Genomic DNA, 25,224 nt, shown 5'->3' with positions numbered 1-25,224 from the left:
TTGCTGACTAATAAGTTTCAAATTGCCGTTTTTATTATAAGAATGTTTGCGTTATATCGTGCTGGCCTTTAGGGAACCGATAATAAAAAAGGAAGCCGAGGCTTCCTTTTAAAGATAACGGATTGATTCTGATTAGATGAACAAGCCACCGAAGCCAAAACCTAGCGCAACCGCAGTCGCGATAGTCACCACACCTGGGATAAAGAATGGGTGGTTGAACACAAGGTTGCCGATGCGAGTCGAGCCTGTGTCATCCATCTCAACCGCTGCAAGCAGAGTTGGGTAAGTTGGCAGAACAAACAGGGCACTTACTGCTGCAAATGACGCCACCGCAGTAAGAGGCGCTACGCCAATGGCCAGTGCTGCAGGCATAAGAGCCACGGTGGTTGCACCTTGAGAGTAAAGCAGCATAGAAGCAAAGAATAGAACCAGTGCTAGCATCCAAGGGTAATCAGATAGTAGAGCACCTGCTACGTCTTTGATCTCTGCAACGTGTGCGTTTACAAACGTTGAACCTAACCAAGCCACACCAAGTACACACACACATGCAGTCATACCAGAGCGGAATGTTGGTGCTGAAGAGATCTTCGCTGCATCGATTTTCGTGAACAGTACAATCGCAGCCGCTGCTGCTAGCATCACAGACATGATTGCTTCGTTACGGCCTAGCGCTGGGTTTTCAATCAGACCCACAGAGCTAGAGATCGCCGCCGCATAGCAAACAACAAAGCCGATCGCTGCTAGGAAGATGTAAGTTGCTTTCTTCGCTGTTGGCAGAATCTCACGCTTTTCTTCTGTTGCTAGTTTGATTAGACCTTTCTCTAGACGCTCTTGGTATACAGGATCGTCTTTAAGCTCACTGCCCATGTAGTTCGCAACAACAGCACCAACCATACAAGCGATGAAGGTTGTAGGAATACAAACCATCAGTAGTGTTAGGTAATCAACACCAAACGGCGCTAGCATCGCTGCAAAAGCAACAACCGCAGCGGAGATTGGAGAAGCTGTGATCGCAATCTGAGACGCGACAACCGCAATCGATAGTGGGCGAGATGGACGAACACCTTGGCCTTTCGCCACTTCTGCAATCACAGGCAGTGTTGAGAACGCTGTGTGACCCGTACCCGCCATCAATGTCATTAAGAACGTCACGATAGGAGCATAAAAAGTTATGCGTTCAGGATGTTTGCGTAAAAAGTTTTCTGCGATCTGAACCAACCAGTCCATACCGCCCGCGACTTGCATAGCTGCAATCGCAGTGATAACCGACATGATGATCAGAATAACGTCGATAGGGATAAAAGATTGGCTAGTTGGAACACCAAGGATTAGCGACAGTGCGATAACACCCGCGCCGCCAGCAAAACCGATACCAATACCGCCAATTCTGGCCCCTAAAAAGATAAAGAGTAGGACAACGAACAGCTCTACTGCAATCATAGTAACACCTCATTTTTAGATTTTATTATCTGAAAACTCGCCACTGAGTGTTCAAATAATAGAACCTACAGCTAACAACTACGGCCAGTGCTTGTCTCGTTATAAAGCCACTTTAAATATATGGTTAATCGTTTTCGAGACTAAAAAAGGGCTCCGTCGGGAGCCCTACATTCAAGCTTACTCGTAGCGTTTGCCTTTATACTGAGGGCGCATCAAGTTTTCAACTGAGAAAATGTCATCAAGTTCTTCTTCAGTGAGAAGACCGCGCTCTAGAACCACATCGCGAACGCTCTTACCGGTTTCTGCACAAATCTTACCAACGATGTCACCCTCGTGGTGGCCAATGTATGGGTTTAGGTAAGTGACGATACCGATAGAGTTAAACACGTGCGCTTCACACACTTCTTTGTTCACAGTGATGCCGTCAACACACTTGTCACGTAGGTTCACACAAGCATTGGTTAGAATGTCTAGAGACTCAAACATGCTTTGAGCGATTACCGGCTCCATCACGTTCAGTTGAAGCTGACCGCCTTCTGCTGCGAAAGAAACCGTGTTGTCGTTACCTAGTACTTTGAAGCACACTTGGTTTACTACTTCAGGCACTACTGGGTTTACTTTAGCTGGCATGATTGAAGAACCTGCTTGAAGCTCTGGAAGGTTCAATTCATTTAGGCCAGCGCGTGGACCCGAAGAAAGTAGACGTAGGTCGTTACATATCTTAGACAGTTTAACCGCTAGGCGTTTTAGTGCGCCGTGGGTCATTACGTATGCACCACAGTCTGAAGTTGCTTCGATTAGGTCTTCTGCTGGAGAAACCTCTAGGCCAGTTACTTCAGCAAGGTGTTTAACCGCTAGCTCCTGGTAACCTTGTGCTGCGTTTAGACCCGTACCGATCGCAGTTGCACCTAGGTTTACTTCTAGAAGAAGCTTTGATGTGTACTCTAGGTTCTTGATCTCTTCATTGATCGTTACTGCCCATGCGTGGAACTCTTGGCCCACTGTCATTGGTACTGCGTCTTGCAGTTGAGTGCGACCCATCTTAAGAACCGTGTTGAACTCTTGGCTCTTAAGTTCGAATGCGCCTTTTAGGTATTCGATAGCATCGATAAGCTTACGTACGCTGTTGTAAACAGAGATACGGAAGCCTGTTGGATATGCACAGTTGGTTGATTGACTCTTGTTTACGTGATCATTTGGATTGATGAACTCGTATTGACCTTTCTCTTTGCCCATAAGCTCAAGAGCCACGTTCGCAACCACTTCGTTTGCGTTCATGTTTACAGAAGTACCCGCACCGCCTTGGAACACATCTGACGGGAATTGGTCCATGCACTTACCCGTGTCTAGGATAAGGTCACATGCCGCAATGATGTGCTTCGCGATTTCACTTGGAATTACACCTAACTCTTTGTTTGCTAAAGCCGCAGCTTTCTTGGTCATCACCATGCCGCGCACAAACTCAGGCACGTCTGAGATAGTGACATTTGAGATGTTAAAGTTTTCGATAGCGCGTAGAGTGTGGATGCCGTAGTAAGCATCTGCAGGAACATGACGTTGACCTAATAGATCTTCTTCGAGACGAGTGGCTTGAGGAGCTTCAACAGGAGCTTTAGATTGAGTAGCCATAACAGGATCCTTAGAGAATTATTCTGATAATATAGTTAGTTATTAGCCTATCCTTTATGCGAAACTCCGTTCACTAGAATTTTGGGCTGATAAATCCGTCCTGACTTATGTGGCACATAATACTGTACCTAGCGCATAAAAATAGTAAGTTGATCACCTTTTTTGCTTTTGTTTCGTCAATCTTACACAAACTATTTTTTGAGGATGAGACACGCTTATTTACAGGATAAATTTGAGTTCGTAAGAGCTTTCAACGTACACTGAACACAACAAAGGAGGGCTTGTGTTTCCTATCTTATTATTACTGTTTATCTTTGTGCCTATCATTGAGATCGGCTTATTTATTCAAGTTGGTGGCTTCTTAGGATTGTGGCCAACTATCGCCTTGGTATTAGTGACAGCATTTGTGGGTGCATCACTGGTGCGTAGCCAAGGGATTCAGACTTTAATGTCGGTTCAAGGTCGCTTGCAGCAGGGCGAGATGCCAGCACAACAAATCCTTGAAGGCGTGATGCTCGCTGTAGCTGGGGTACTGCTATTGACGCCGGGCTTTATGACCGATGCGCTAGGTATGTTGGTACTACTGCCAGCACCACGCGCAGCCATCGCGAAAAAACTGATGGAAAAAATGGTCGTGAAGAATGTATCAGGTGGCTTCCACGCCGGTGGTCATGCAGGTTTTGGTCAGAGCCCATTTGGTGAAGACCCATTTAACTCTGATTCGTTCAAGCAAGGCCCTTTTGACCAATCGAAAGGTGGCAATACTTTCGAAGGTGAGTTTGAGAAGAAAGACGACGACAACGATCGTAATCGTTTGAACTAGTCTCTATCTCATCAAGTCTCTATCTCATCATCAAAAAAAAGGCTCTCTCCTTGATTCTTTATCAGAACAAAAGGAGAGAGCCTTTTTTTATTGTCTGTAAGGGTAAGATTGGCTAAACAGCGCCTTCAAAGCCCATTTGTCGCCACGCTTCAAATGCAATGATCGCAACCGCATTCGATAGGTTTAGACTGCGAGCGTCTGGCATCATTGGAATACGGATACGCTGCTCCATTGGCATGCTTTCAATTAACTCTGCTGGCAGGCCACGCGTTTCTGGGCCAAACATAAGAACATCACCTTGTTGGAACTTTGCATCTACGTGATGGCCTGTGGTTTTAGTGGTGCAGGCAAAGATACGGAATTCACCCTCGCGTTCGTTCTCTAGGTACTCTAGAAAAGCTTCAAGGTTCTTGTGACGCTTTACGCGAGCGAGGTCGTGGTAATCCAAACCTGCGCGGCGCACTTTTTTCTCTTCTAAATCAAAACCGAGTGGTTCAATCAGGTGTAGGTTGGCACCACAGTTGGCACATAGGCGAATGATGTTACCTGTGTTAGGTGCAATTTCAGGTTCGTAAAGCGCGATATCAAACATACTGGTTCACTAGCTAGATAAAAAGTAGCTTGAGTATACGGTGGCAGGCTGAGTGAGTACAGTTGCCACCGAACGATTACGCTTTGTTTGCTAGCGCCTGTGCGTAGTTTTCTGCAACGGCATCCCAGTTCACGACATTCCACCATGCATTGATGTAGTCAGGGCGGCGGTTCTGGTAGCTGATGTAGTAAGCGTGCTCCCAAACGTCGAGCGCTAGAATCGGCTCACCTTGGCTATCTACTGCGTCCATCCAAGGGTTATCTTGGTTAGACGTAGAGACGATTTTCAGCACACCATCTTTAACGATAAGCCAAGCGAAGCCTGAGCCAAAGGTGTTGATAGCGGCTTGAGCGAATTGATCTTTAAAGCTCTCTAAGTCACCAAACGTTGCAACAATGTCTTTGGCTAGATCCCCACTCGGTTCACCGCCACCATCTTTCGACATGCAGTTCCAGTAAAGGATATGGTTATAGTAGCCGCCACCGTTATTGCGTACTGCCGGTGAATGCTTAGAGATGTTGGCAAAAATTTCTGTTAGAGGCTGTGTCTCTAAATCGGTACCTGAAATCGCTGCCATGAACTTATCGTAATAAGTTCTGTGGTGTTTACTGTAGTGAACCTCCATTGTTTTAGCATCAATGTAAGGCTCTAAAGCATCGTAAGCATATGGCAGTTCTGGAAAAGTGTGTGACATAGTAAATCCTCCTTAATTAGAGGATTTACATTAATGATAATGGATCTCATTATCAACTAGATCTTTGTAGGGTTATTACAAAGGTATGATCGGAAGGGTAATTTCAACCTGTAATCCACCCAATGAGCTGCGACTGGCTGTGATGGTGCCACTGTGTTGACGAATCGCACTTTCAGTGATGGTCAAACCCAATCCTGTGCCTCCAGAGTTTCGATCACGCGCTGTTGACACTCGATAGAATGGTCGGAATATCGATTCAAGCTCTGCTTCTGGAACGCCATCGCCATTATCACTGACCTGAATCGTCAGCTGGTCTTGCTTGACGTTCATCTGTACATCGACCTTATCTTTACCGTAGTAGATGGCATTACGGATGATGTTATCAAGTGCGCTCATTAATAGCTTAGGGTTACCTGAAATCGAACGATCTGGAATCGCAGAGAAGGTGAGGTTTTTATTCATCTGCTCTGCTTCAAATTCCGCATCTTTTAGGATCTCTTCCCACAGGCTCGACAGTGGCTGAATCTCTCGTGTGATATGGCTATCAACTTGCATACGCGATAATGTCAGAAGTTCACTGATCATCTGCTCTAATCGCTGCGCTTCAGTATCAATACGCTCCAACTCTTGGCTTTCGCCCTGCTTGCGGATAGCCAGCGCATTAGCCATTCTCAGGCGCGTTAAGGGGGAGCGCAATTCATGTGAGATGTCGGAGAGCAGTCGCTGTTGCCCAGAGATCATCTGATTGACGGCCTCGACCATTTGGTTGAAGCTTTTCCCTGCTTGACGGAACTCAGAAGTCCCTTTTTCAAGGGTAGGGTCGACCTCAAATTCGCCTTTCGCTACTCGCTGAGCTGCGCGCTCTAGTCGTCGAGCCGGCTGGCTGAGTGCCCAAGCAAGCCATAATAGTAGCGGGGTACTGGCAAGCATTACCGCGAGGAGTAGCTGCAGTGGTTTATCAAACAGTCTTAATAGAAAAGGTGGTGGTTGATTCCATTTAACACTGACGTACATCATCAGGTCTTCATTAGCCAGTACCACAGGGACTGGGCCTGCCACCATGTAATGCCCATACAGCTTCTGTTTAGGGACGTCTGGGTTATCAATAGTGGTGACAAAGTTGCGGATTGCTTTGACCTTATAGTTAGAGTGGCGCTTGGTGGTCAAGACGCTACCATCTAAATCGGTCAAGTAGATGCGTGGGCGAGAGTCTTTGCGGCTGCGAGGTGGTCCCTCAAGTTGAAAAACAATCTTGCCAAGGTTGTCTTCTCCGGCGAAGCGCTTTTCGGTCGCCTTAGCGATGCGAGTGAGTTTGTCGTAATGTTCTGCTGGAATATCTCGTGCAACACGAGGGTCTAGGTGTGGTAAAGAGAGCACTGATAAAAGCACCAATAACATGGTGAACCAAAAAATAGCAAAGATACGTCCATATAAACTGGTGATTTTAGGTAAGCGCATTAATCTTCCTCAACAAGTAGATAGCCACGGCCACGCAGGGTCTTAATGCGTGCTTTGCCATCAGGACGTTCTGGTACTTTCTTTCTCAAGTTAGAGATGTGCATATCGATTGCACGGTCAAAGGCTGCCAATCTTTTTCCGAGTACATCTAAGCTGAGTGACTCCTTGGTGATCACTTGTCCTGGATTTTGAATTAGATGGCTCAATAGGGCGAACTCGGTAGTGGTGAGATCCAGCAGTTGCTCGTTGCAGTAAGCTTCTTGTTTTCCGGGGTAGACCGCTAAGTCTTGGTAGCGGATACAATCGCTGCTGGTTGCTTTCTCTGTGCTGCCGTTTGATTGAGTGCGTCGCAAGATGGCACGAATACGAGCCAGAAGCTCACGATCACTGAACGGTTTAGGTAGATAGTCGTCAGCGCCGAGCTCAAGTCCGATCACACGATCGATCTCTTCGCCTTTTGCTGTCAGCATTAATACAGGGGTTTCCCATGACTCGCGTAGTTTTTTGAGAGTCTCCATCCCATTGAGCTTAGGCATCATCACATCTAATAAGATAAGGTCGATGTCGTTATTGATGGCCTCGAGACCAGCGTAGCCATCATTGGCTTCGGTGACTGTAAAGCCTTCAAAGCTCAAAATGTCTTTTAACAGACTGGTCAGTTCCGTGTCGTCATCGATAAGGAGGATATTTGCCATAGGGAGAACCTTGTTGTGTTGTTTACACCTAAATAATAACTGCTAACTATTCGCCAATTTGCACTCTTTACGATTCTTTACGCTTTCTACACGTTGCTTTACGTGCGAGCTTCTATTCTATACTCAAGCGCTGACCAACAGACGCAGACACACGAATGATTATACCAATTTGAGGCAAAGATTATGAAAATGACTAAGAAACTTGTACTAGCAGCTGCAGCTCTTCCACTAGTGTTTGGTACAGCAAGTGCGTATGCGTATGGTGGCGGTGATAAAGGTGACCACAAAGGGATGCACGGTAAGTGTGGCGGTTTCGATAAGAAGATCATGCGTCAACTAGACCTAACAGATGCGCAGAAAGAGCAGCTTAAAGAGATGCGTGAAGCAGACAGAGCGGCGATGAAAGAGAAGCGCTCTGTGAACAAAGCTGAAAAAATGGCAGAGATGAAGGCGCATCGCGAACAAGTTCAAGCATTGGTTCTGGCAGACACCTTCGATGAAGCCGCAGCCAACGAACTGGCTAGCCAAATGGTAGAGAAACAGACAGAACGCCGCGTTGCTATGTTGAAAAAGCAGCACGAAATGATGAGTGTTTTAACTCCTGCGCAAAAAACAAAGCTAACGGAACTGCAACAAGAGCGTATGGCTAAGTGTGCAGAGAAAATGGAAAAGCGTGCAAATAAAGACAGCTAAGCACTGAGCGTGACACCACGCCTGAGCTAGATGAGCAAAACCAAAGAAGCGGCCATGTGTCGCTTTTTTTGATCGCGATTACAAAAATTTAAGTGATTGACTGTCATATTCAATCGGTTTTTGTCAGGTTATACTTTGTGCAATAGATCCAACAATAGTCAAAATATGAAAGCAGAATACGCTCGTCTCGTGACACTTGCGGCTTGGGCAGCCACTATCGTCGCGACTCTCTTATTGGTCGTTAAAGTTGCCGTTTGGTGGGTGACAGGTTCGGTGAGTCTCTTAGCCTCCGTGGTCGACTCACTGCTCGATATCGCCGCTTCATTAGTCAATCTATTGGTGGTGCGTTATTCATTGCAGCCTGCCGATAGAGAACACACTTTCGGTCATGGTAAAGCCGAATCATTGGCAGCGTTGGCTCAAGCCATGTTCATCTCTGGTTCTGCCTGTTTCCTTATCTTAAACGGCGTCGAACGCTTCTTTAGACCTCATGAGCTTAACTCTCCAGAACTGGGTATCTATGTTAGCCTGTTTGCCATTTTGGTGACCTTTGCTCTGGTCCGTTTCCAACAACACGTGGTGAAGAAAACAGGCAGCCAAGCCATTGCAGCAGATTCTCTCCATTATCAGTCTGACCTGTATATGAATGCTGCCATTATGTTGGCTCTAGGCTTGAGCTGGTTGGATTTCACGCAAGCAGACTCAATTTTTGCCATAGCGATTGGTGGCTATATTCTTTATAGCGCTTATCAAATGGCGATGGAGGCGATTCAGTCTCTGCTTGATAGAAAGCTACCCGATAAGGAATTAGCTCAAATTAAGGAAGTTGCGTTAAGCATTGAAGGTGTTTTAGGGGTTCATCAGCTCAGAACTCGACGCTCAGGTCCAGTGCGGTTTATCCAGCTGCATTTAGAGCTAGAAGATGAGATGCCACTTATTGAAGCGCATCGCATTTCCGATGATGTTGAGGACAAGTTGTTGTCGGTGTTCCCTGATGCTGATGTACTGATCCATCAAGATCCTTACTCGGTGGTGTTTGGCCCAGAGAAGAAGCAAAAATTTCGCTCTTGGTAGCGAGACTCGCGGCTTAGCCTAAATGGTAAGTGGGGAATTTTTGGACTACATTGAGTAAAATTCACTAGTACTTTGGTGATAAAAAAATCAGCCAATAACAATTAATGTTGATTCTGATGTGAATCAACAAAGTTATTGAGCAAAACTGTAATACTCCTACAGAAGTAGAAAAGTTACATAAATTTGTGCGATTTGAGTGGTATTCCTGTTGAGTAAATGTAACATAGCGCACAAATATAGATTTAAAATCTTGTTGATATACAATCAGCAAGAGCAAGAATTGAATAATAAATTCCCAAATATTGAGGGTGAGCATGATTAAGAAAATCGGTGTTTTAACAAGTGGCGGTGACGCACCTGGTATGAACGCAGCAGTTCGTGGTGTTGTTCGTACAGCGTTGTCTTCTGGTATCGAAGTTTACGGCATTTACGATGGCTACCTAGGTCTGGTTGAAGATCGCATTCAGAAACTGGATCGCTCTAGCGTATCTGACGTGATCAACCGTGGTGGTACTTTCTTAGGCTCTGCACGTTTCCCTGAGTTCAAAGAAGTTGAAGTTCGCCAAAAAGGTATCGAAAACCTGAAAAAACACGGCATTGAAGCACTTGTTGTTGTTGGTGGTGACGGTTCTTACATGGGTGCGAAGAAGCTAACTGAAATGGGCTACCCATGTATCGGTTTACCAGGCACAATCGATAACGATATCGCCGGTACTGACTACACAATCGGTTACCTAACCGCACTGAACACTGTGATCGACAACATCGACCGCCTACGTGATACTTCATCTTCACACCAACGTATCTCTATTGTTGAGATCATGGGCCGTCACTGTGGTGACTTAACCCTAATGTCTGCGATTGCTGGTGGCTGTGAGTACATCATCACGCCTGAAACAGGTCTAGATAAAGAGCAGCTTATCCAAAATATCCAAGACGGTATTGCTAAAGGTAAGAAGCACGCAATTATCGCACTGACTGAGCTGATGATGGATGCAAATGAGCTAGCGAAAGAGATCGAAGCCGCGACTGGTCGCGAAACTCGAGCAACGGTTCTTGGTCACATCCAACGTGGTGGTCGCCCAACAGCATTCGATCGTGTACTGGCTTCTCGTATGGGTAACTACGCAGTTCACCTACTTAAAGATGGTCACGGTGGTCGTTGTGTTGGTATCGAGAAAGAGCAGCTTGTTCATCACGATATCATCGACTGTATCGAGAATATGAAAAACCCAGATCGTTCAGACCTATTCAAGGTTGCCGAAGAGCTATTCTAAGCCGGTCTTGGTTTAAAAGTGTAAAGAGCCGCTGCAGTGTCAGCGGTTTTTTTATGCCTGAATATATGAAAGTTAGGCTTGGGTGACAGGCAATAAAAAGGCCAACCGCAGTTGACCCTTCCTTCAATTTAAACTGAGAAGTCTAAATTAAGCTTTTGCTTTAGCTGCTGCTTTAGCGATAGCTGCGAAACCAGCTGCGTTTAGAGCTGCGCCGCCAACTAGAGCACCGTCGATGTCTGGTTGTGCGAAGTAAGCTTCAGCGTTTTCAGGCTTAACAGAACCACCGTATTGGATGATTACTTGCTCAGCAACTGCTGCGTCTTTTTCAGCGATCATTGCACGGATAGAAGCGTGGATGCGTTGTGCATCTTCAGCTGTTGCTGCTTTACCAGTACCGATAGCCCAGATTGGTTCGTAAGCGATGATTGCGCCGTTTAGAGCTTCAACGCCGTAAGCGTCGATAACTGCGTTGATTTGACGCGCACATACTGCTTCTGTTTCGCCTGCTTCGTTTTGCGCTTCAGATTCACCGATACAGAAAACTGGCTTCAGGCCGTTCTCTTGTAGGAATTTGAATTTCTTAGCGACGAACTCGTCTGATTCGTTGTGGTACTCACGACGTTCAGAGTGACCGATGATGATGTGAGAAGCACCGAAGTCTTTCAGCATTTCTGGAGACATGTCGCCAGTGAAAGCACCGCTGTTGTTTAGGTCAGTGTTTTGTGCACCTAGGATGATTTTGTTACCGCCTTCTGCGATAAGACGCTCAGCTAGATCGATGTAAAGTGCTGGTGGAGCTACTGCTACGTCTACACCTTCAACGCCTTCAAGTTCAGCGTTAAGACCAGTTAGCAGCTCAGTTACCATTGCTTTGCTACCGTTAAGTTTCCAGTTACCCATCACTACAGGACGACGCATAGGAATATCTCCGTATTTAATCAATTAATGTAAAAAATCTTCGTAAGAATATAACAGATAAAACGCGTTAGATCATGATTGTGGTCATGTCTTTATGGGATCTTATCGATTGGTCAGAGTAGATAATAAACAGATATCAGTGATCTAACAGACAGAATAATAGTGAACTTCTCGGATTTTTCACGGTTACTTGATATTAAAGGACAAACGATTGCGTGAAGAATAGGAAGTAACCATGCCAAATTTAGTTCTTGAGTACTCAAACTCGGTGGATGAGCGAGTGAATGTACAAGGTTTGCTAGAAGATCTCCATCAAGTTGCATTACACTGTGGATTGTTTGATGCATCCTCTGTCAAATCTCGTTCTCTGCGTTGCCATAATTGGCTAGTGGGGGAAGAAGACGACAGTGTGGACTTTATTCATATCAGTTTTGAGTTACTTTCTGGTCGCACAGATGAGCAGAAAAGGGAGCTGTCACGAGCACTAATGGTGGTATTGCAAGAACAAGCAAGCCATGTAAGAAGTTTGACAGTGAACATTCGCGATATGGACATCAACAGTTTTCAAAAAGTGATTAATTAAATTTTTGCAGCCCATTTTGGCCGCATCCCAAATTAGAGTGTGTTTAAGATGTCGATGAAAGCGTTACTGTTTTCCTTCCAAGGAAGAATCAGCCGTAAAACCTACTGGATTTGGAACGTATTTTACTACGTTGCGATTACGGGCTTTGCCTCCGGTATCTCTGTGTTGTTCCCTGCATACTCATACATCTTATTGCCAATTTTCTTATTGATGTTGGTGATTCCTGATTTGGCAGTGACGGCAAAGCGCTGGCATGACCGTAATAAATCAAATATGTGGCTGCTACTGAATGTGCCTTTAGTTTTAGGGCGTCTAGCATCGCCAATGGCGACACCAACCGCTGAAACCGTTTCACCTGTTCACATGGTGGCGACGGTTGCCGCATTGGTGTGTGGCCTGTGGATTCTGGTTGAGTGTGGCTTTTTGAAGGGCACAGAAGGTCGTAATGAGTACGGTGATGAGCCGGAGTAAGGTGCAAACAAGCACTGTGCTAAGAATGTTTTGAAAGAAAAAGGAGGTATGTCGCCTCCTTTTTTGTATCGCTTCCCTAAGGGTTAGGTGTTCCTTGGTTTAAATGCAATGATGGTCGCTTGTGGTGGTTCTGAGTTCGAGCTATTACCCTGCAGTGCTTCCTGAAATTTGCAGACTTGACAACGTAGCTCTCGCATTAGCACAACGTTGGCTTGGTGCGGGTTTTTACAGCGGCTGACCACTAAGTCAATGTGGCTTTGTTGGGCGCGCAGTCTGTCTTGCATAATGTGAGAGGCGGAGCAGATCATCTGTTCACACATTTCTTGTTTAAGTTGGTTGAACGCATTCGGATCTCTCTGAGCAAGTTCAACCAATTCATCGAAACGGGGCAGTTTGAGATTGGGTTGAGGATGTCCCATCTTTCTTTCCTTAGTAATGCATCGTGAGTGAGATACTTTAAGCTTAAGAAAGAATTTGGTTGTTTTTTGTTCAGTTTGTGTTCTTCTCAAATTTGAGACAGTGGCTGTCTACAGCACTAAAACGGAATCACCGTATATGTACAGCGACGCTCACCCGCAATAATGTGCTCGGAACGACTGATATTGCAGTCATTTTTGAGTAGCTCTGTAAACACGTTTAACTCAGATTGGCATAAGCTTGGACAGCGCGTTGCGGCTTTACAGATAGGGCAGTGGTTCTCAATCAAGACGTAGTGATCACCTTCATCGTGCAGCTCTGCCATGTAGCCTTCATCTTCACGCAGCTGAGTGAGGGTTTGAAGCTTGCTAAGAAGGTCATCGCAGTTAACCAAGGCTTGTTGGTACTGCTTTAGAGTCGATTGCTCTCGCTCTGCAGCGACTTTAGCGAGGCCCTCTTTTCCAAACAGATTCTCAACCGCATCGATAACTTGAATAGTCAATTCACCGTGGCGGTCAGAAAACTGATTGTGCCCCTGCTGGGTTAGAGACCAGTGACGCGTTGGGCGGCCAACTTTCACTTTCACGTCATGAAATGCCAGAATACCATCATCTTCTAGGCTTTGGAGGTGCTGCCTTGCACCCATAGTCGTCATGCCAAACTCTTGTGCGAGCTGCTTAGCAGTAACGGCCCCGTGGCGCTTAATGGTGTGTAAAATTCTGTCGCTTGTTTTCATACTATCCCTACCTCATGAACCTTACTATTATGAGGCAAGGTATTTATAAAGCAAACCATTTACTATAGCCAACCTGTAACATCGCTACAAAAAGAAAAGGCCAGCATCGAAATGCTAGCCTTAAACAGAATGGGGTGATGATCGTTATTAAAGAATGTGATCGATCACTTCTGGGTCTTTACGCTCAAGGTAGTGAATCGACTTGATACGACGAATGGTACGGCAGCGGCCACGAATCAGTAGAGTCTCTGTGGCTGCGATGTTGCCTTGACGCGTGATGCCCTCTAGCAGATCACCTTTAGTGATGCCTGTTGCCGAGAATACAACGTTGTCACTGCGCGCCATGTCTTCCATTTTTAGAACTACACCTGCAGTTACGCCCATTTCAGCACAACGCTCAAGTTCCAGTTCACCGTGCTTACGGTTCTCTTCGTTGTCGCCTTTCACTTCATGACGTGGCAGCAAACGACCGTGCATGTCGCCATCTAGCGCACGAATTACTGCTGCTGATACCACACCTTCTGGTGCGCCACCGATGCAGTACATCACGTCTACTTCGCTGTCTGGCATACAAGTTAGGATAGAAGCGGCTACGTCACCATCTGGTACAGCAAATACGCGTACGCCCATCGCTTGCATCTCTGCGATCACTTGATCGTGACGAGGTTTCGCTAGCGTGGTTACTACAAGCGTATCTAAAGATTTACCCAGTGCTTTAGCAATGTTCTCTAGGTTCTCTTTTAGTGGCTTTTCTAGGTCGATAGCGCCTTTAGCACCAGGGCCAACAACCAGTTTTTCCATGTACATATCAGGCGCTTTGAGGAAGCTGCCTTTTTCACCTGCTGCTAGTACAGCCAGTGCGTTTGACTGGCCCATCGCCGTCATGCGCGTCCCTTCGATTGGATCGACGGCGATATCAACAGCATCACCACCAACACCGACATTTTCGCCTATGTATAGCATCGGAGCATCATCGATTTCGCCTTCACCGATCACGATCTCACCGCTGATTTCGGTTTTGTTGAGTAGGCTACGCATGACTTCTACTGCGGCACCATCGGCAGCGTTTTTATCACCACGGCCAAGCCATTTATAACCTGCTAGTGCTGCACCTTCAGTGACACGAGAAAATGCCATTGCTAAATCGCGTTTCATGCGGACTCCAAAATTTTCAAAGGGGGAATAGAAATTTCGCGGCGGATTTTACCATAGTTCAAAGGAAACGTTTGCTTTTTTGCTTTTGTGACTTTGTTTACGATCAAAGTCGAGCAGAAATTTTAAAATATTCACCGAAATAATCAGTTAAGTAATCGTGCTGACACAATTAACGTCAATATTCGGTAAAAAGCGATGTTTTTTTCATCGAATGGCGCAAAATATCGAAGATATAGAGTGTTTATCCGTGCTCTGCTGAGTAGAATGGGGCAATAAGTGGAGTGAACCTTCAACATCAAATGGATAACTTAAAGGTAGGCCAGAATGTCTTTTGAAGTACTAGAGCAACTAGAAGCAAAAATTCAAACAGCAGTTGATACTATTGCACTTCTGCAAATGGAAGTAGAAGAGCTAAAAGAAGAGAAGCAGCAGCTAGCGGCAGAAGCTGGTGAGCTAAAAGCAAGCCGTGAAGAGCTAGAGCAAAAAACTCAGCAAATGCAGCAAGAACATGCAGCATGGCAAGACCGCATTCGCAGCCTACTAGGCAAGATGGACGAAGTTGAGTAATCCACTTTTGTTGCGATAAACGTTGAAGAAAAAATGCCCGCTACTCGGTTAGCGGGCATTTTTGTATCAACTATTGATTGTCATCATCTTCATCATCAAGCTCGAACTCTACATCGAGTGGCTCTGGCGAGAGAATGATGCCGGTGTTGTCGGCATAGAGGTAATCTTCAGGTAGAAAGCTAACGCTGCCAAAATTCACGGGAACATCAACTTCACCAACGCCATCTTGCACAGCGCCAACCGGGATGGAGGCGAGCGCGTGGATACCCAGGTTCATATCTTCTAGTTCGTCGACTTCACGTACGCAGCCATACACAACAATACCTTCCCACTCATTGTCTTCGGCTAACAGTGCTAACTCGGCATCAATCAGCGCTTTACGTAGCGAGCCACCACCATCAATCAGTAAAACACGACCTAAGCCGTCTTGCTCTAGAACGGAACGGATCAGCGCGTTGTCCTCGAAACATTTGAGTGTAGTGATCTGTCCAGCAAAGGAGGCTCTTCCACCAAAGTTGCTGAACATCGGCTCTACGACATCCACTTGGTCTAGATAGATGTCGCACAGTGCTGAAGTGTTGTATTCCATTCGCGTACCTTTTGAACAATGAGCTTACTTTGAGTATATCGGTGCTCGATCCCTTTGCAATGATTAGTCTGAATTATGTCAATAGAGTTTGAGCTACAACAACACTAGCAAACAATAAGTTAGTCACCAGAGAGCATTTCACGATAACAGGCATCATAGGTGCGATTTGCGCGGGTTTTTCCGTATCCCAAACGGCCTTACCGTGTTTATAAACGGTGATGATACTCAGTGAAAATGGCAGGCTAATCCAGACAGGTTTATCTTGAATAAGCAGGTAGCATGCGAAAGCAATCACTGCCACGCTCAGCAGCACAAAGTGATACTGCTTCGCTCTGCGCTGTCCTAGTCGAACCGCCATGGTGCGTTTACCACACTCACTGTCGTTTTCGATGTCACGCATGTTGTTGATGTTAAGTACGGCTACCGCCATCAAGCCACAGCCCAAAGCGGGTAAGAATAAGCTTGGTTCGATGTGTCCAGTGTGTAGGAAGTAAGTCCCGGATACACCAAGCAGACCAAAGAAGATGAATACCGATAGGTCGCCTAAACCGATATAACCATAAGGCTTGTTACCGACGGTGTATGCAATCGCGGCTGCAATCGCCAGCACACCCAAACCGATGAAAGAGAGAATACTCTCAATAGAGGATAGGGCGTGGAAAATTAAGATAAGCCCAGCAATCATGGTAAACACAATGTTTAGGATGATGGCTTGCTTCATTGTTGCGGCTGAAACAGCACCCGACTGCATCGCCCGCATTGGGCCTAGACGTTTATCATTGTCGGTGCCTTTTACCGCGTCGCCATAGTCATTGGCGAGGTTGGAAAGGATCTGCAGCAAGGTCGCGGTGAGAAAAGCCAACAAAGCAATGGAGAGAGAAAACTGATCGCTAGCGAACGCTAAACTACTTCCTGTAAGAATAGAGACGAGTGCGAGAGGCAGAGTTTTTGGTCGTGCGGCATCAAGCCAAATCAGTAGAGATTGTTTCATCGTAGGTCTATTTGTCGTTGTAAGGACACTGTGTCATACCGTATTTCGAGTATACGCTCATTTTTTAGGTAATAAAAAGCCCACTCGAGAGTGGGCCTTGAAATCGGTTAATAGCTTGCTGTTTCTTTGCGTTAGAGCAACAAGTTGGATATTTTTGTGCTACAGAATGAAGCGGCTTAGGTCTTCGTCTTCAACGAATTCGCCTAGTTTAGACTTCACGTAACCAGCATCAATCACTAACTTGCTACCGGCCTTGTCGGTCGCTTCGAATGAAATCTCATCCATTAGACGTTCCATTACCGTGTGTAGACGACGTGCACCGATGTTTTCAGTCGTTTCGTTGACTTGCCATGCCGCTTCTGCGATCTGAGTGATGCCATCTTCGGTGAACTCTACATCTACCTCTTCTGTCTTCATTAGAGCGATGTACTGCTCAGTTAGAGACGCTTTTGGCTCAGTCAGGATGCGCTTGAAGTCGTGGCTTGATAGCGCTTCAAGTTCAACACGGATTGGTAGACGACCTTGTAGCTCAGGGATCAGATCCGATGGCTTAGCCACTTGGAATGCACCCGAAGTAACAAACAGGATATGGTCTGTTTTCACCATGCCGTGCTTAGTCGATACCGTGCTACCTTCAATAAGTGGTAGTAGGTCTCGCTGAACACCTTCACGAGATACGTCTGGACCTGAGCTATCACCACGCTTACAGATCTTGTCGATCTCATCGATAAATACGATACCGTTGTTTTCAACGTTGAAGATTGCGTTCTCTTTCAGCTCTTCTTGGTTAACCAGTTTTGCCGCTTCTTCTTCAGTCAAAGCCTTGAACGCGTCTTTGATTTTCAGTTTACGTTTCTTCTTGGTATCACCAGCAAGGTTTTGGAACATGCCTTGTAGCTGGTTTGTCATCTCTTCCATGCCTGGAGGTGCCATGATTTCAACGCCCATCTGTGGCGCTGCAACATCGATTTCGATCTCTTTGTCGTCTAGCTTACCTTCACGCAGCTTTTTGCGGAAAATCTGACGGGTGTTTGACGAGCCTTCCTCTGCTTGTTCGTTTTGACCCCAAGCATCGCGAGCTGGTGGAAGAAGGGCATCAAGGATACGCTCTTCAGCTTGCTCTTCAGCGCGGAACTTTACTTTTTCCATCGCTTGTTGGTGAGTCATCTTGATCGCAACGTCGGTTAGGTCACGGATAATGGTCTCTACTTCTTTACCCACGTAGCCGACTTCAGTGAATTTCGTTGCCTCGACCTTGATGAAAGGTGCGTTTGCAAGTTTCGCTAGGCGGCGAGCAATTTCCGTTTTACCCACACCGGTTGGACCGATCATCAGAATGTTCTTAGGAGAAACCTCAACACGCAGGCTCTCTTCTAGCTGCATACGACGCCAGCGGTTACGAAGGGCGATAGCTACAGAGCGCTTCGCGTTTTCTTGGCCAATGATGTGGCGGTTCAGTTCATGAACAATTTCACGAGGGGTCATTTCAGACATGTCTATTCCTTAATTCTTGAATCACTGTTGGGTGCAATATTGGTTTGAGTCTTATTCCGGTTTCGGTAGCTCAACGGTGCTTTCTAGTTCTTCAACAGTGTGGTGATGGTTGGTGAACACACAGATGTCGCCTGCAATAGTTAGCGCCTTCTCTGCGATTTCACGAGCATCTAAATCAGTATTTTCTAGTAGGGCTGTCGCCGCTGCCTGTGCAAAGTTGCCGCCTGAGCCAATCGCGATTAGGTCATGCTCTGGCTGTACTACGTCACCGTTACCAGTGATGATCAGAGATGCGGTTTCATCGGCAACAGCCAATAGGGCTTCTAGCTTGCGCAGAGCGCGATCACTACGCCAATCCTTCGCCAGCTCAACGGCAGCTTTGGTTAGGTGGCCTTGGTGCATTTGCAGCTTGCTTTCAAATTTTTCGAATAGCGTGAAAGCATCTGCTGTACCGCCAGCGAAACCTGCCAGTACTTTATTATTGTATAGGCGACGTACTTTACGGGCATTGCCCTTCATTACAGTGTTGCCTAGAGATACTTGTCCATCACCCGCGATGACGACTTTATTATTACGACGTACAGATACAATGGTAGTCACGAGTAGGGCCTCTTTATCTTTTTATCTTTGGGTATAAAAACAATATGAGGATGGCCTACTAAGAATTCAAGTTGCCTTGGTGGATGCAGGGCAATTTATGCAGGTAGGGCAGTAGAAAGAGGTGCTGGCTAAAAAACCAGAAAACCTCCAAAAGTGGAGGTTTTCATTGTGTGATTTATTGATCTTTCCAAATCGCACACGGCTCGATTTTGGCTCTTTGTAATTTGTGGCGATCACGCTCAGCGTCACGTTTCAGTTTGTAAGGACCAAGTACCACACGATACCAACTGCTGCCTTCTTTCTTGCGGATATCACTTGATATGCCTTGGAAAGCAATGTCGAGCTTACGCGCTTCAGCTTGAGCTGAGGTTTTGTACGCACCACACTGCATGATGTATGGTATCTTAGAAATCTGCTGCTCTTTGGCTTTGACTTCTACCTCTCGGCTAGGCAAGGTTTCTACGTAATCCCACTTCTCCTCGGGTGGTGGTGGGATAACCTTCGCTGGCTTAGGTTTTGGCTTGGGTTTAGTCACCACAGTTGGCGGTGGCGGCTCAGGATCATTGCTTAACAGATACAAGCCGTAGCCAAAGCCACCAGCCAGTAAGATCGCCAAAAGACCGCTACGCCAAGGTTTTCGGCGAGGGGCAGGTTTTTTAGCCGTGCGTTTATTTCCACGGCCGCGCTTTACATAATCTCTATTAGCCACAAGTCTTTCAAATGTTAGTGATTCTGCACTCATGGTAATCCAGAATGCGCGAGGATAATAGTGCAGAAATGGAAGCGGCACATCAAAATGTGCCGCAGATTTATGAGTCTATTTTCATGGATTACATGCGCGGTGGTGCCGTACTCCCACGAACGACCAGTTTCGCTTCAAGCAGACGAGAACCGGCTTGAACATCATTGCCTTTGAGCATATCAAGCATCATTAGCATGGCCTGACGCCCAATCTCGTAGCGAGGCTGAGAAATCGTCGTCAACGGTGGATCGCAGTATTGGGCGAATTGAATATCATCGAAGCCGACAATCGATAGATCGTGCGGAACGCGCAGACCTAGTTTCTTCGCTTCTTGAATCGCCCCGATTGCCATCGCGTCATTGTGACAGAAAATAGCGGTTGGTTGCTCTGGCAGTGCAAGCAGTTGGCGAACGGCTTGTGCACCCGCTTCAAAGGTAAAGTCACCGACCGTGCTGTAGGCTGGGTTCATGGTAACCCCTGCGCGGCGCAGTGCTTGCTGGTAGCCTTGTTGGCGGAATTGACAGAGAGTTGCTGATGTCGGGCCTGAGATCTGAGCAATACGCTTATGACCCAACTGAGCTAGGTAGTTCACCGCTTCAAATGCCGAGGTCAGGTTATCGATATGTACCGTTGGTAGCTCAAGCTCTGGAGCGAATTCACACGCCATAACCATTGGTGGCAGGTTTTTCTGCTCTGCCTTGCTGACGTCAAATGGGTGGTCAGTTCCGAGCAGTAGCATACCGTCAGCTTGCTTGGTGAAGACCAAGTTTACGAACGAGCTCTCCCGCTTTTTCTGTTGTCCGCTATCACCTAGAAGCACCAAGTAGTCGTTTTCAACGGCAGCGTCTTCAATACCGCGAATGATTTCAGCGAAGTAGGGATCACAGATATCAGGAACGATGGTGATGATGGTTTTAGATTCGTTGCGACGTAAGTTTCTAGCTAAAGTGTTGGGTGAGTATCCAGCTTCGAGTACCGCTGTTTCAACTCGCTTTCGAGTCGTCACCGATACTTTTTCAGGGTTCATCAGCGCTCGCGATACTGTCGCTGTTGATACACCTGCCAACTGGGCAACATCCTTCATTGTCGCCATAAAATAAACCCTCTCTAATTCCTTTATTGCCTCTGACTAAGGCGTGAATAATTATATAATTGATTGATATTATGAAAGTGTTGCTAACACTTTTTTTATTGCAATATTTTATGTGTTTAGCCAATACAAAGTTACGGCTAGATTAACAAAAATCACATGACTAGTGTGAATCTGATCACGATAAATATGAAATTTCCGTGAATAAACTTATCAGTAATTTTAAGCGAGTATGGTTTAACTGAGATCTTGTGGCTCGATGTCGAGCGACCAACGTACCTTTTTTGCGAGTGGCAACATATTTATCGCAGGTTTTGCACTCATGAGTAATTTCTGCATAAGTGAGCGAGTTTGGGTTTGCAAAATCAACTGCCAACGTGATTTTCCTGCACGTTTAGCCAGTGGCGCTGGAGTAGGACCAAGCACCATACAGAACTGATCAAACAGTGGGTGCGATTCTAAGGTGTGACGCACCTGCCTTAAGAACTCTTCAACAAGATGTGGGTCATTGGCTTCCGCACGAAATAGCGTCATAAAAGTATAGGGCGGCAGCATCGCCTGTTTACGCTCGGCGAGAGCAGTCTGAGCAAAGTGGTTGTAATCTTTATGTAGCAACGCCTGCAGCAACCCATGTTCTGGGTGGTGAGTCTGCAGAATCACTTCACCAGGCTTACTTGCTCGTCCAGCACGGCCTGCGACTTGAATGAACAGTTGAGCTAGGCGTTCTGAGGCCCGAAAGTCACTGCTATAAAGCGAACCATCGACGTCGAGCAGCGCGACTAGAGTGACATCGGGAAAGTGGTGCCCCTTGGCAAGCATCTGAGTGCCGATCAGAATCTGGTACTCTCCGCGGCGAATCGACTCTAAGGCACTCTCTAGGCTGCCCTTGCGACGGGTGCTATCACGGTCAATACGTATGGTTTTGTATTCAGGGAACAGTTGACCAAGTTGTGTTTCGAGCTGCTCGGTGCCGACACCTACGGTAACCAGATTGGCTGAGCCACACCCTTGGCAATGATGAATAATATGTTGCTGAGAGCCACAGTGGTGACAGCGCATCTCATTACTGTATTGATGATAGGTGTAGTAGGCGTCACAGCGTTTACACTCTGCCGTCCAGCCACAGTCATGACACATCAATGCTGGAGAGAAGCCGCGACGATTTAAGAACAGCATCACCTGGTTGCCGGATTTGAGATGTCTTTGCATCTCAGCAATCAAAGGCGCTGAAAGGCCACTCTCAAGATACTCCCCCTTAACATCGAGCACCTTGTTGGTGGTCGGAACGGCTGCACCTGCACGTGAGCTCAGCGTTAGATGGCCATACTTACCAATTTGTGCATTGTGTAGAGTTTCAAATGCAGGCGTTGCAGAGCCAAGCACAATGGGAATCTGTGCTTTGTGAGCGCGCATGATAGCAACATCACGCGCATGGTAACGCAGGCTGTCTTGTTGCTTATATGACGCGTCATGCTCTTCGTCGACAATAATGATGCCGAGGTCAGCAAACGGCGTAAATAGAGCCGAACGAGTGCCAATCACAATGCCCGCAATCTTATCTCGAGCAGATAGCCATGCGTTTAGGCGTTCAGAGTCATTTAACCCCGAGTGCACCACTTCAATAGGTACGTTAAAGCGTTTTTTAAAGCGGTTGATGGTTTGCGGGGTCAGGCCGATTTCTGGAACCAGAACCAGGGCTTGTTTGCCTTGTTCTAGCACCGGTTTAATCATATTTAAGTAAACTTCGGTTTTGCCCGAACCAGTAACACCTTCTAATAGGAAACAACCGAACTCGGTTTGGCTATTCACCGTCGCAATCGCGATCGCCTGCTCTTCATTAAGCTTTGGTTTGTCTTGGTCGTTTTCAAGATCGCTTGGCCATGCATAACGGGTCGGCTTTTTCTCGCGAGACTCTATCCAGCCTTTCTCTTCCAGGGTTTTGAGTACCGAGCTTGAGATCTCTTGGTCAATAAACTCTTGATGTGGAACAGGGCCATTTTCAAGCAAGTGCATGACTTTGGCTTGTTTGACTGCGCGTCCAAAGCCTTGCATCAACTGATCTTTACCTTGTGGTGTGATTTGCCACTCGACCAGTGTCGCGAAGTCTGCGGGTTTACCTTTACGCAATGCGCTTGGCAGGGCGTTAGCAAAGGTTTCACCTAATGGATACTGATAGAACTGGCTGCACCATACTAACAAGGAATAGACCGAGTCAGGCCATACAGGTTGATTGTCGAGTAGAGCCTTAATCGACTTAAGTTTGTCAAATTCAAACTCAGACTCATTGACCAGAGCCGTGACAATACCAGTCAGAGTTTGACGACCAAACGGGACCGAGACGCGTCCACCAATAATAGGAAACAAATGACCTGGGATTTTGTAGTCAAACTGTTTATCTAAAGGGACTGGCAGAGCCACTCGGGCAATTGTTGGACGCATAAATTCGCTTGTTAATTCTGGAGAGTGCAGGGCAACCAGTCTAAAGGATAAGGGCACTAAATTCGAGAAGCAGTTTGTTTGCTAAAGTCGGTGATGGCGCTACGCAAAGCATAAAAAGGCAATAGTAAGAAGAAATCCTGCAATAGTGGCGAAAAAATCATCCAAACTGGTTGATCCTACCTAACAGATTCATTACTATACTGCGCCTTAAAGGTATGGCTTCATCACGTTTTCGTGAGGTGCGGTGTCTTTATTTCTTTTTAAACTACGTGTGGTGTGCGGCTTAGAATCGTATAGCGACACGGCCTACTTGAGGTTATCCCATGAAAGCTGGAATCCACCCAGAATACAAAGCTGTAGCAGCTACTTGCTCTTGCGGCAACACATTTGAATTCAACTCTACTCTAGGTAAAGAGTCTATCCACCTAGACGTATGTGACAAATGTCACCCATTCTACACTGGTAAGCAACGTATCGTTGATACAGGCGGCCGTGTAGATCGCTTCAACAAGCGTTTCGGTGCTCTATCTAGCAAGAAGTAATTCTCGCTTGGTAGACATGAAAAAGGACACTTCGGTGTCCTTTTTTGTTATCTGGCATTTAGTAATTTCAACTGGGCACTGGTCTTATTAGTAGTGAATTCTCGTTTTTTAGTGAGACAGGGGGCTTTACCACCTAGGAACTTTGAAGTACATCCATTAATATAAAACGGATTCCCCCAATAATAATACTCTAGGAAACCTACACCCATGTCTGATGACACTCTCCAACCTCAATCTGAAGAACTATCACCTCAAGAACAATTCCGTCAGCAAGCTCTTGATTATCATGAGTTCCCAATTCCTGGTAAAATTGCCGTTGAACTGACAAAATCTGCAAATTCTGCAGAAGATCTGGCCCTTGCTTACAGCCCAGGTGTGGCTGAGCCAGTTCGTGAAATCGCACAGAACGTGGATAACGTTTACAAGTACACAGGTAAAGGCAACATGGTTGCAGTTATCTCTAACGGTACGGCGATTCTTGGCCTAGGTAACCTAGGTCCTATTGCTTCTAAACCAGTAATGGAAGGTAAAGCGCTCCTGTTTAAGCGTTTTGCAGGTTTAGATTCTATCGATATTGAAGTAAAACACCGCACAATCGATGAGTTCGTAGATACAGTAGCGAATATTGCCGATACATTCGGTGGCATCAACCTAGAAGACATCAAAGCACCAGACTGTTTTGAAATTGAACGCCGTCTAATCGAGCGTTGTGATGTTCCTGTATTCCACGATGACCAGCACGGTACTGCGATCGTAACAGCTGCGGGTATGTTGAATGCGATTGAGCTTCAAGGTAAGAAGCTGGAAGAGTGTAAGATTGTTTGTTTGGGTGCAGGTGCAGCGGCAGTTGCATGTATGGAACTGCTGATCAAGTGTGGCGCGCAGCGTGAGAAGATCTACATGCTAGACCGCAAAGGTGTGATTCACACTCGTCGTGACGATCTGAACGAATACAAGCAACTGTTCGCGAACAACACTGACAAGCGTACTCTAGAAGATGTGATTGAAGGTGCAGACCTATTCCTAGGTGTATCAGGTCCTAACCTTCTACCAGCAGAATCATTGAAGCTAATGGCTGACAAGCCGATCGTATTCGCGTGTTCTAACCCAGATCCAGAAATCAAGCCTGAGCTTGCTCACGAAGTTCGTAGCGACCTTATCATGGGTACTGGCCGTAGTGATTACCCGAACCAAGTCAACAACGTTCTGTGTTTCCCATTCATCTTCCGTGGTGCTCTTGATGTTCGTGCAAGCGAAATCAACGATGCAATGAAGCTAGCGGCAGTGGAAGCGATTCGTGAGCTCGCGAAAGAAGAAGTACCTGCAGATGTACTAAAAGCAGCAGGTGCTGAAGCGCTTGAGTTTGGTAAAGGCTACATTATTCCTAAGCCAATGGACCCACGTCTATTGCCTCGCGTGGCAAAAGCTGTGGCTCAGGCGGCGGTTGATTCAGGTGTGGCTCGTATCGAGATGCCAGCAAACTATATGGCATAGAGACTGGATGGCGTAATCGTC

26 protein-coding genes are annotated in these 25,224 nt (G+C 46.4%); 9 read left to right on the top strand and 17 right to left on the bottom strand.

Features of this window, described 5'->3' with window-relative positions; genetic code table 11:
* Positions 1 to 132 precede the first annotated feature (132 nt).
* Positions 133 to 1,440 carry an anaerobic C4-dicarboxylate transporter gene (locus AC6I7V_RS12865; protein ID WP_150869398.1) on the bottom strand — a complete coding sequence of 436 codons (1,308 nt, stop codon included), beginning with the start codon at positions 1,438 to 1,440 and terminating at the stop codon, positions 133 to 135.
* Positions 1,441 to 1,617: 177 nt separating this feature from the next.
* Complete coding sequence (gene aspA, locus AC6I7V_RS12860) at positions 1,618 to 3,069, bottom strand: aspartate ammonia-lyase (RefSeq protein WP_261882207.1); 1,452 nt, start codon at positions 3,067 to 3,069, stop codon at positions 1,618 to 1,620.
* Between the two features lie 283 nt (positions 3,070 to 3,352).
* Here aspA and AC6I7V_RS12855 point away from each other — a divergent pair, with 283 nt between their 5' ends.
* Positions 3,353 to 3,892, top strand: a complete 540-nt coding sequence (locus AC6I7V_RS12855; RefSeq protein ID WP_372066528.1) for an FxsA family protein — start codon at positions 3,353 to 3,355, stop codon at positions 3,890 to 3,892.
* A gap of 112 nt (positions 3,893 to 4,004) precedes the next feature.
* Here the strand turns inward: AC6I7V_RS12855 and trmL are convergent, their stop codons facing one another.
* The 4 genes from trmL to AC6I7V_RS12835 form a co-directional block, all read right to left on the bottom strand.
* Positions 4,005 to 4,484, bottom strand: a complete 480-nt coding sequence (trmL, locus tag AC6I7V_RS12850) for a tRNA (uridine(34)/cytosine(34)/5-carboxymethylaminomethyluridine(34)-2'-O)-methyltransferase TrmL (protein WP_032549953.1) — start codon at positions 4,482 to 4,484, stop codon at positions 4,005 to 4,007.
* A 76-nt stretch (positions 4,485 to 4,560) separates the two neighbouring features.
* Complete coding sequence (locus tag AC6I7V_RS12845; RefSeq protein WP_255229716.1) at positions 4,561 to 5,178, bottom strand: superoxide dismutase; 618 nt, start codon at positions 5,176 to 5,178, stop codon at positions 4,561 to 4,563.
* A gap of 75 nt (positions 5,179 to 5,253) precedes the next feature.
* Complete coding sequence (gene cpxA, locus AC6I7V_RS12840) at positions 5,254 to 6,636, bottom strand: envelope stress sensor histidine kinase CpxA (RefSeq protein WP_498010992.1); 1,383 nt, start codon at positions 6,634 to 6,636, stop codon at positions 5,254 to 5,256.
* Positions 6,636 to 7,331 carry a response regulator gene (locus AC6I7V_RS12835; protein WP_261882203.1) on the bottom strand — a complete coding sequence of 232 codons (696 nt, stop codon included), beginning with the start codon at positions 7,329 to 7,331 and terminating at the stop codon, positions 6,636 to 6,638. The genes cpxA and AC6I7V_RS12835 overlap by 1 nt, the downstream gene beginning before the upstream one ends.
* Before the next feature lie 183 nt (positions 7,332 to 7,514).
* On the opposite strand from AC6I7V_RS12835, the gene AC6I7V_RS12830 reads away from it, so the two are divergent.
* The 3 genes from AC6I7V_RS12830 (at position 7,515) to pfkA (ending at position 10,375) form a co-directional block, all read left to right on the top strand.
* On the top strand, positions 7,515 to 8,024 hold the full coding sequence (locus AC6I7V_RS12830) for a CpxP family protein (protein WP_498010991.1): 510 nt from the start codon (positions 7,515 to 7,517) through the stop codon (positions 8,022 to 8,024).
* Between the two features lie 165 nt (positions 8,025 to 8,189).
* The gene (gene fieF, locus AC6I7V_RS12825) at positions 8,190 to 9,098 is read left to right on the top strand and encodes a CDF family cation-efflux transporter FieF (RefSeq protein ID WP_498010990.1); all 909 of its coding nucleotides are present in this window, start codon (positions 8,190 to 8,192) and stop codon (positions 9,096 to 9,098) included.
* 314 nt (positions 9,099 to 9,412) lie between these two features.
* Positions 9,413 to 10,375, top strand: coding sequence for a 6-phosphofructokinase (pfkA, locus tag AC6I7V_RS12820; RefSeq protein ID WP_255229721.1), 963 nt, complete (start codon positions 9,413 to 9,415; stop codon positions 10,373 to 10,375).
* Positions 10,376 to 10,522: 147 nt separating this feature from the next.
* Here the strand turns inward: pfkA and tpiA are convergent, their stop codons facing one another.
* On the bottom strand, positions 10,523 to 11,293 hold the full coding sequence (gene tpiA / locus AC6I7V_RS12815; RefSeq protein WP_032549963.1) for a triose-phosphate isomerase: 771 nt from the start codon (positions 11,291 to 11,293) through the stop codon (positions 10,523 to 10,525).
* 235 nt (positions 11,294 to 11,528) lie between these two features.
* Here tpiA and AC6I7V_RS12810 point away from each other — a divergent pair, with 235 nt between their 5' ends.
* On the top strand, positions 11,529 to 11,876 hold the full coding sequence (locus AC6I7V_RS12810) for a 5-carboxymethyl-2-hydroxymuconate Delta-isomerase (RefSeq protein WP_255229722.1): 348 nt from the start codon (positions 11,529 to 11,531) through the stop codon (positions 11,874 to 11,876).
* 48 nt (positions 11,877 to 11,924) lie between these two features.
* The gene (locus AC6I7V_RS12805; RefSeq protein WP_498010989.1) at positions 11,925 to 12,347 is read left to right on the top strand and encodes a DUF805 domain-containing protein; all 423 of its coding nucleotides are present in this window, start codon (positions 11,925 to 11,927) and stop codon (positions 12,345 to 12,347) included.
* 83 nt (positions 12,348 to 12,430) lie between these two features.
* On the opposite strand, the gene AC6I7V_RS12800 is transcribed toward AC6I7V_RS12805, so the two are convergent.
* The 3 genes from AC6I7V_RS12800 to glpX form a co-directional block, all read right to left on the bottom strand.
* On the bottom strand, positions 12,431 to 12,766 hold the full coding sequence (locus AC6I7V_RS12800; RefSeq protein WP_498010988.1) for a DUF3135 domain-containing protein: 336 nt from the start codon (positions 12,764 to 12,766) through the stop codon (positions 12,431 to 12,433).
* Between the two features lie 116 nt (positions 12,767 to 12,882).
* Positions 12,883 to 13,500, bottom strand: a complete 618-nt coding sequence (locus AC6I7V_RS12795) for a helix-turn-helix transcriptional regulator (protein WP_255229726.1) — start codon at positions 13,498 to 13,500, stop codon at positions 12,883 to 12,885.
* 147 nt (positions 13,501 to 13,647) lie between these two features.
* Positions 13,648 to 14,655 (bottom strand): class II fructose-bisphosphatase, encoded by a 1,008-nt coding sequence (gene glpX, locus AC6I7V_RS12790; protein ID WP_498010987.1) that lies wholly within the window; start codon positions 14,653 to 14,655, stop codon positions 13,648 to 13,650.
* 324 nt (positions 14,656 to 14,979) lie between these two features.
* Between glpX and zapB the strand changes: the two genes are divergently transcribed.
* The gene (gene zapB / locus AC6I7V_RS12785) at positions 14,980 to 15,222 is read left to right on the top strand and encodes a cell division protein ZapB (protein ID WP_255229728.1); all 243 of its coding nucleotides are present in this window, start codon (positions 14,980 to 14,982) and stop codon (positions 15,220 to 15,222) included.
* A 70-nt stretch (positions 15,223 to 15,292) separates the two neighbouring features.
* On the opposite strand, the gene rraA is transcribed toward zapB, so the two are convergent.
* The 7 genes from rraA to priA all read right to left on the bottom strand — a co-directional run bounded on the left by rraA (position 15,293) and on the right by priA (position 23,167).
* The gene (gene rraA, locus AC6I7V_RS12780) at positions 15,293 to 15,811 is read right to left on the bottom strand and encodes a ribonuclease E activity regulator RraA (protein WP_255229729.1); all 519 of its coding nucleotides are present in this window, start codon (positions 15,809 to 15,811) and stop codon (positions 15,293 to 15,295) included.
* A gap of 73 nt (positions 15,812 to 15,884) precedes the next feature.
* Entirely contained in the window at positions 15,885 to 16,802 is a 918-nt protein-coding gene (locus AC6I7V_RS12775) for a 1,4-dihydroxy-2-naphthoate polyprenyltransferase (protein WP_498010986.1), read from the bottom strand.
* Positions 16,803 to 16,961: 159 nt separating this feature from the next.
* Positions 16,962 to 18,296: an ATP-dependent protease ATPase subunit HslU gene (gene hslU / locus AC6I7V_RS12770; protein ID WP_255229731.1), complete on the bottom strand. Its 1,335-nt coding sequence runs from the start codon at positions 18,294 to 18,296 to the stop codon at positions 16,962 to 16,964.
* Between the two features lie 51 nt (positions 18,297 to 18,347).
* Positions 18,348 to 18,896 carry an ATP-dependent protease subunit HslV gene (gene hslV, locus AC6I7V_RS12765; RefSeq protein ID WP_032549976.1) on the bottom strand — a complete coding sequence of 183 codons (549 nt, stop codon included), beginning with the start codon at positions 18,894 to 18,896 and terminating at the stop codon, positions 18,348 to 18,350.
* Between the two features lie 175 nt (positions 18,897 to 19,071).
* Positions 19,072 to 19,605, bottom strand: coding sequence for an SPOR domain-containing protein (locus AC6I7V_RS12760; RefSeq protein WP_261883171.1), 534 nt, complete (start codon positions 19,603 to 19,605; stop codon positions 19,072 to 19,074).
* Between the two features lie 121 nt (positions 19,606 to 19,726).
* Positions 19,727 to 20,731: a DNA-binding transcriptional regulator CytR gene (cytR, locus tag AC6I7V_RS12755; protein ID WP_261882196.1), complete on the bottom strand. Its 1,005-nt coding sequence runs from the start codon at positions 20,729 to 20,731 to the stop codon at positions 19,727 to 19,729.
* 234 nt (positions 20,732 to 20,965) lie between these two features.
* Positions 20,966 to 23,167 carry a primosomal protein N' gene (gene priA, locus AC6I7V_RS12750; protein WP_498010985.1) on the bottom strand — a complete coding sequence of 734 codons (2,202 nt, stop codon included), beginning with the start codon at positions 23,165 to 23,167 and terminating at the stop codon, positions 20,966 to 20,968.
* Positions 23,168 to 23,490: 323 nt separating this feature from the next.
* Between priA and rpmE the strand changes: the two genes are divergently transcribed.
* On the top strand, positions 23,491 to 23,709 hold the full coding sequence (gene rpmE / locus AC6I7V_RS12745) for a 50S ribosomal protein L31 (protein ID WP_255229734.1): 219 nt from the start codon (positions 23,491 to 23,493) through the stop codon (positions 23,707 to 23,709).
* 207 nt (positions 23,710 to 23,916) lie between these two features.
* The gene (locus tag AC6I7V_RS12740; protein ID WP_255229735.1) at positions 23,917 to 25,203 is read left to right on the top strand and encodes a malic enzyme-like NAD(P)-binding protein; all 1,287 of its coding nucleotides are present in this window, start codon (positions 23,917 to 23,919) and stop codon (positions 25,201 to 25,203) included.
* The last annotated feature ends 21 nt before the right edge of the window (positions 25,204 to 25,224 follow it).

This window comes from Vibrio sp. KUL70, assembly GCF_059725515.1.
Note: the sequence above shows the minus strand (reverse complement) of the source record. Positions and strands in the feature narration are given on the sequence as shown.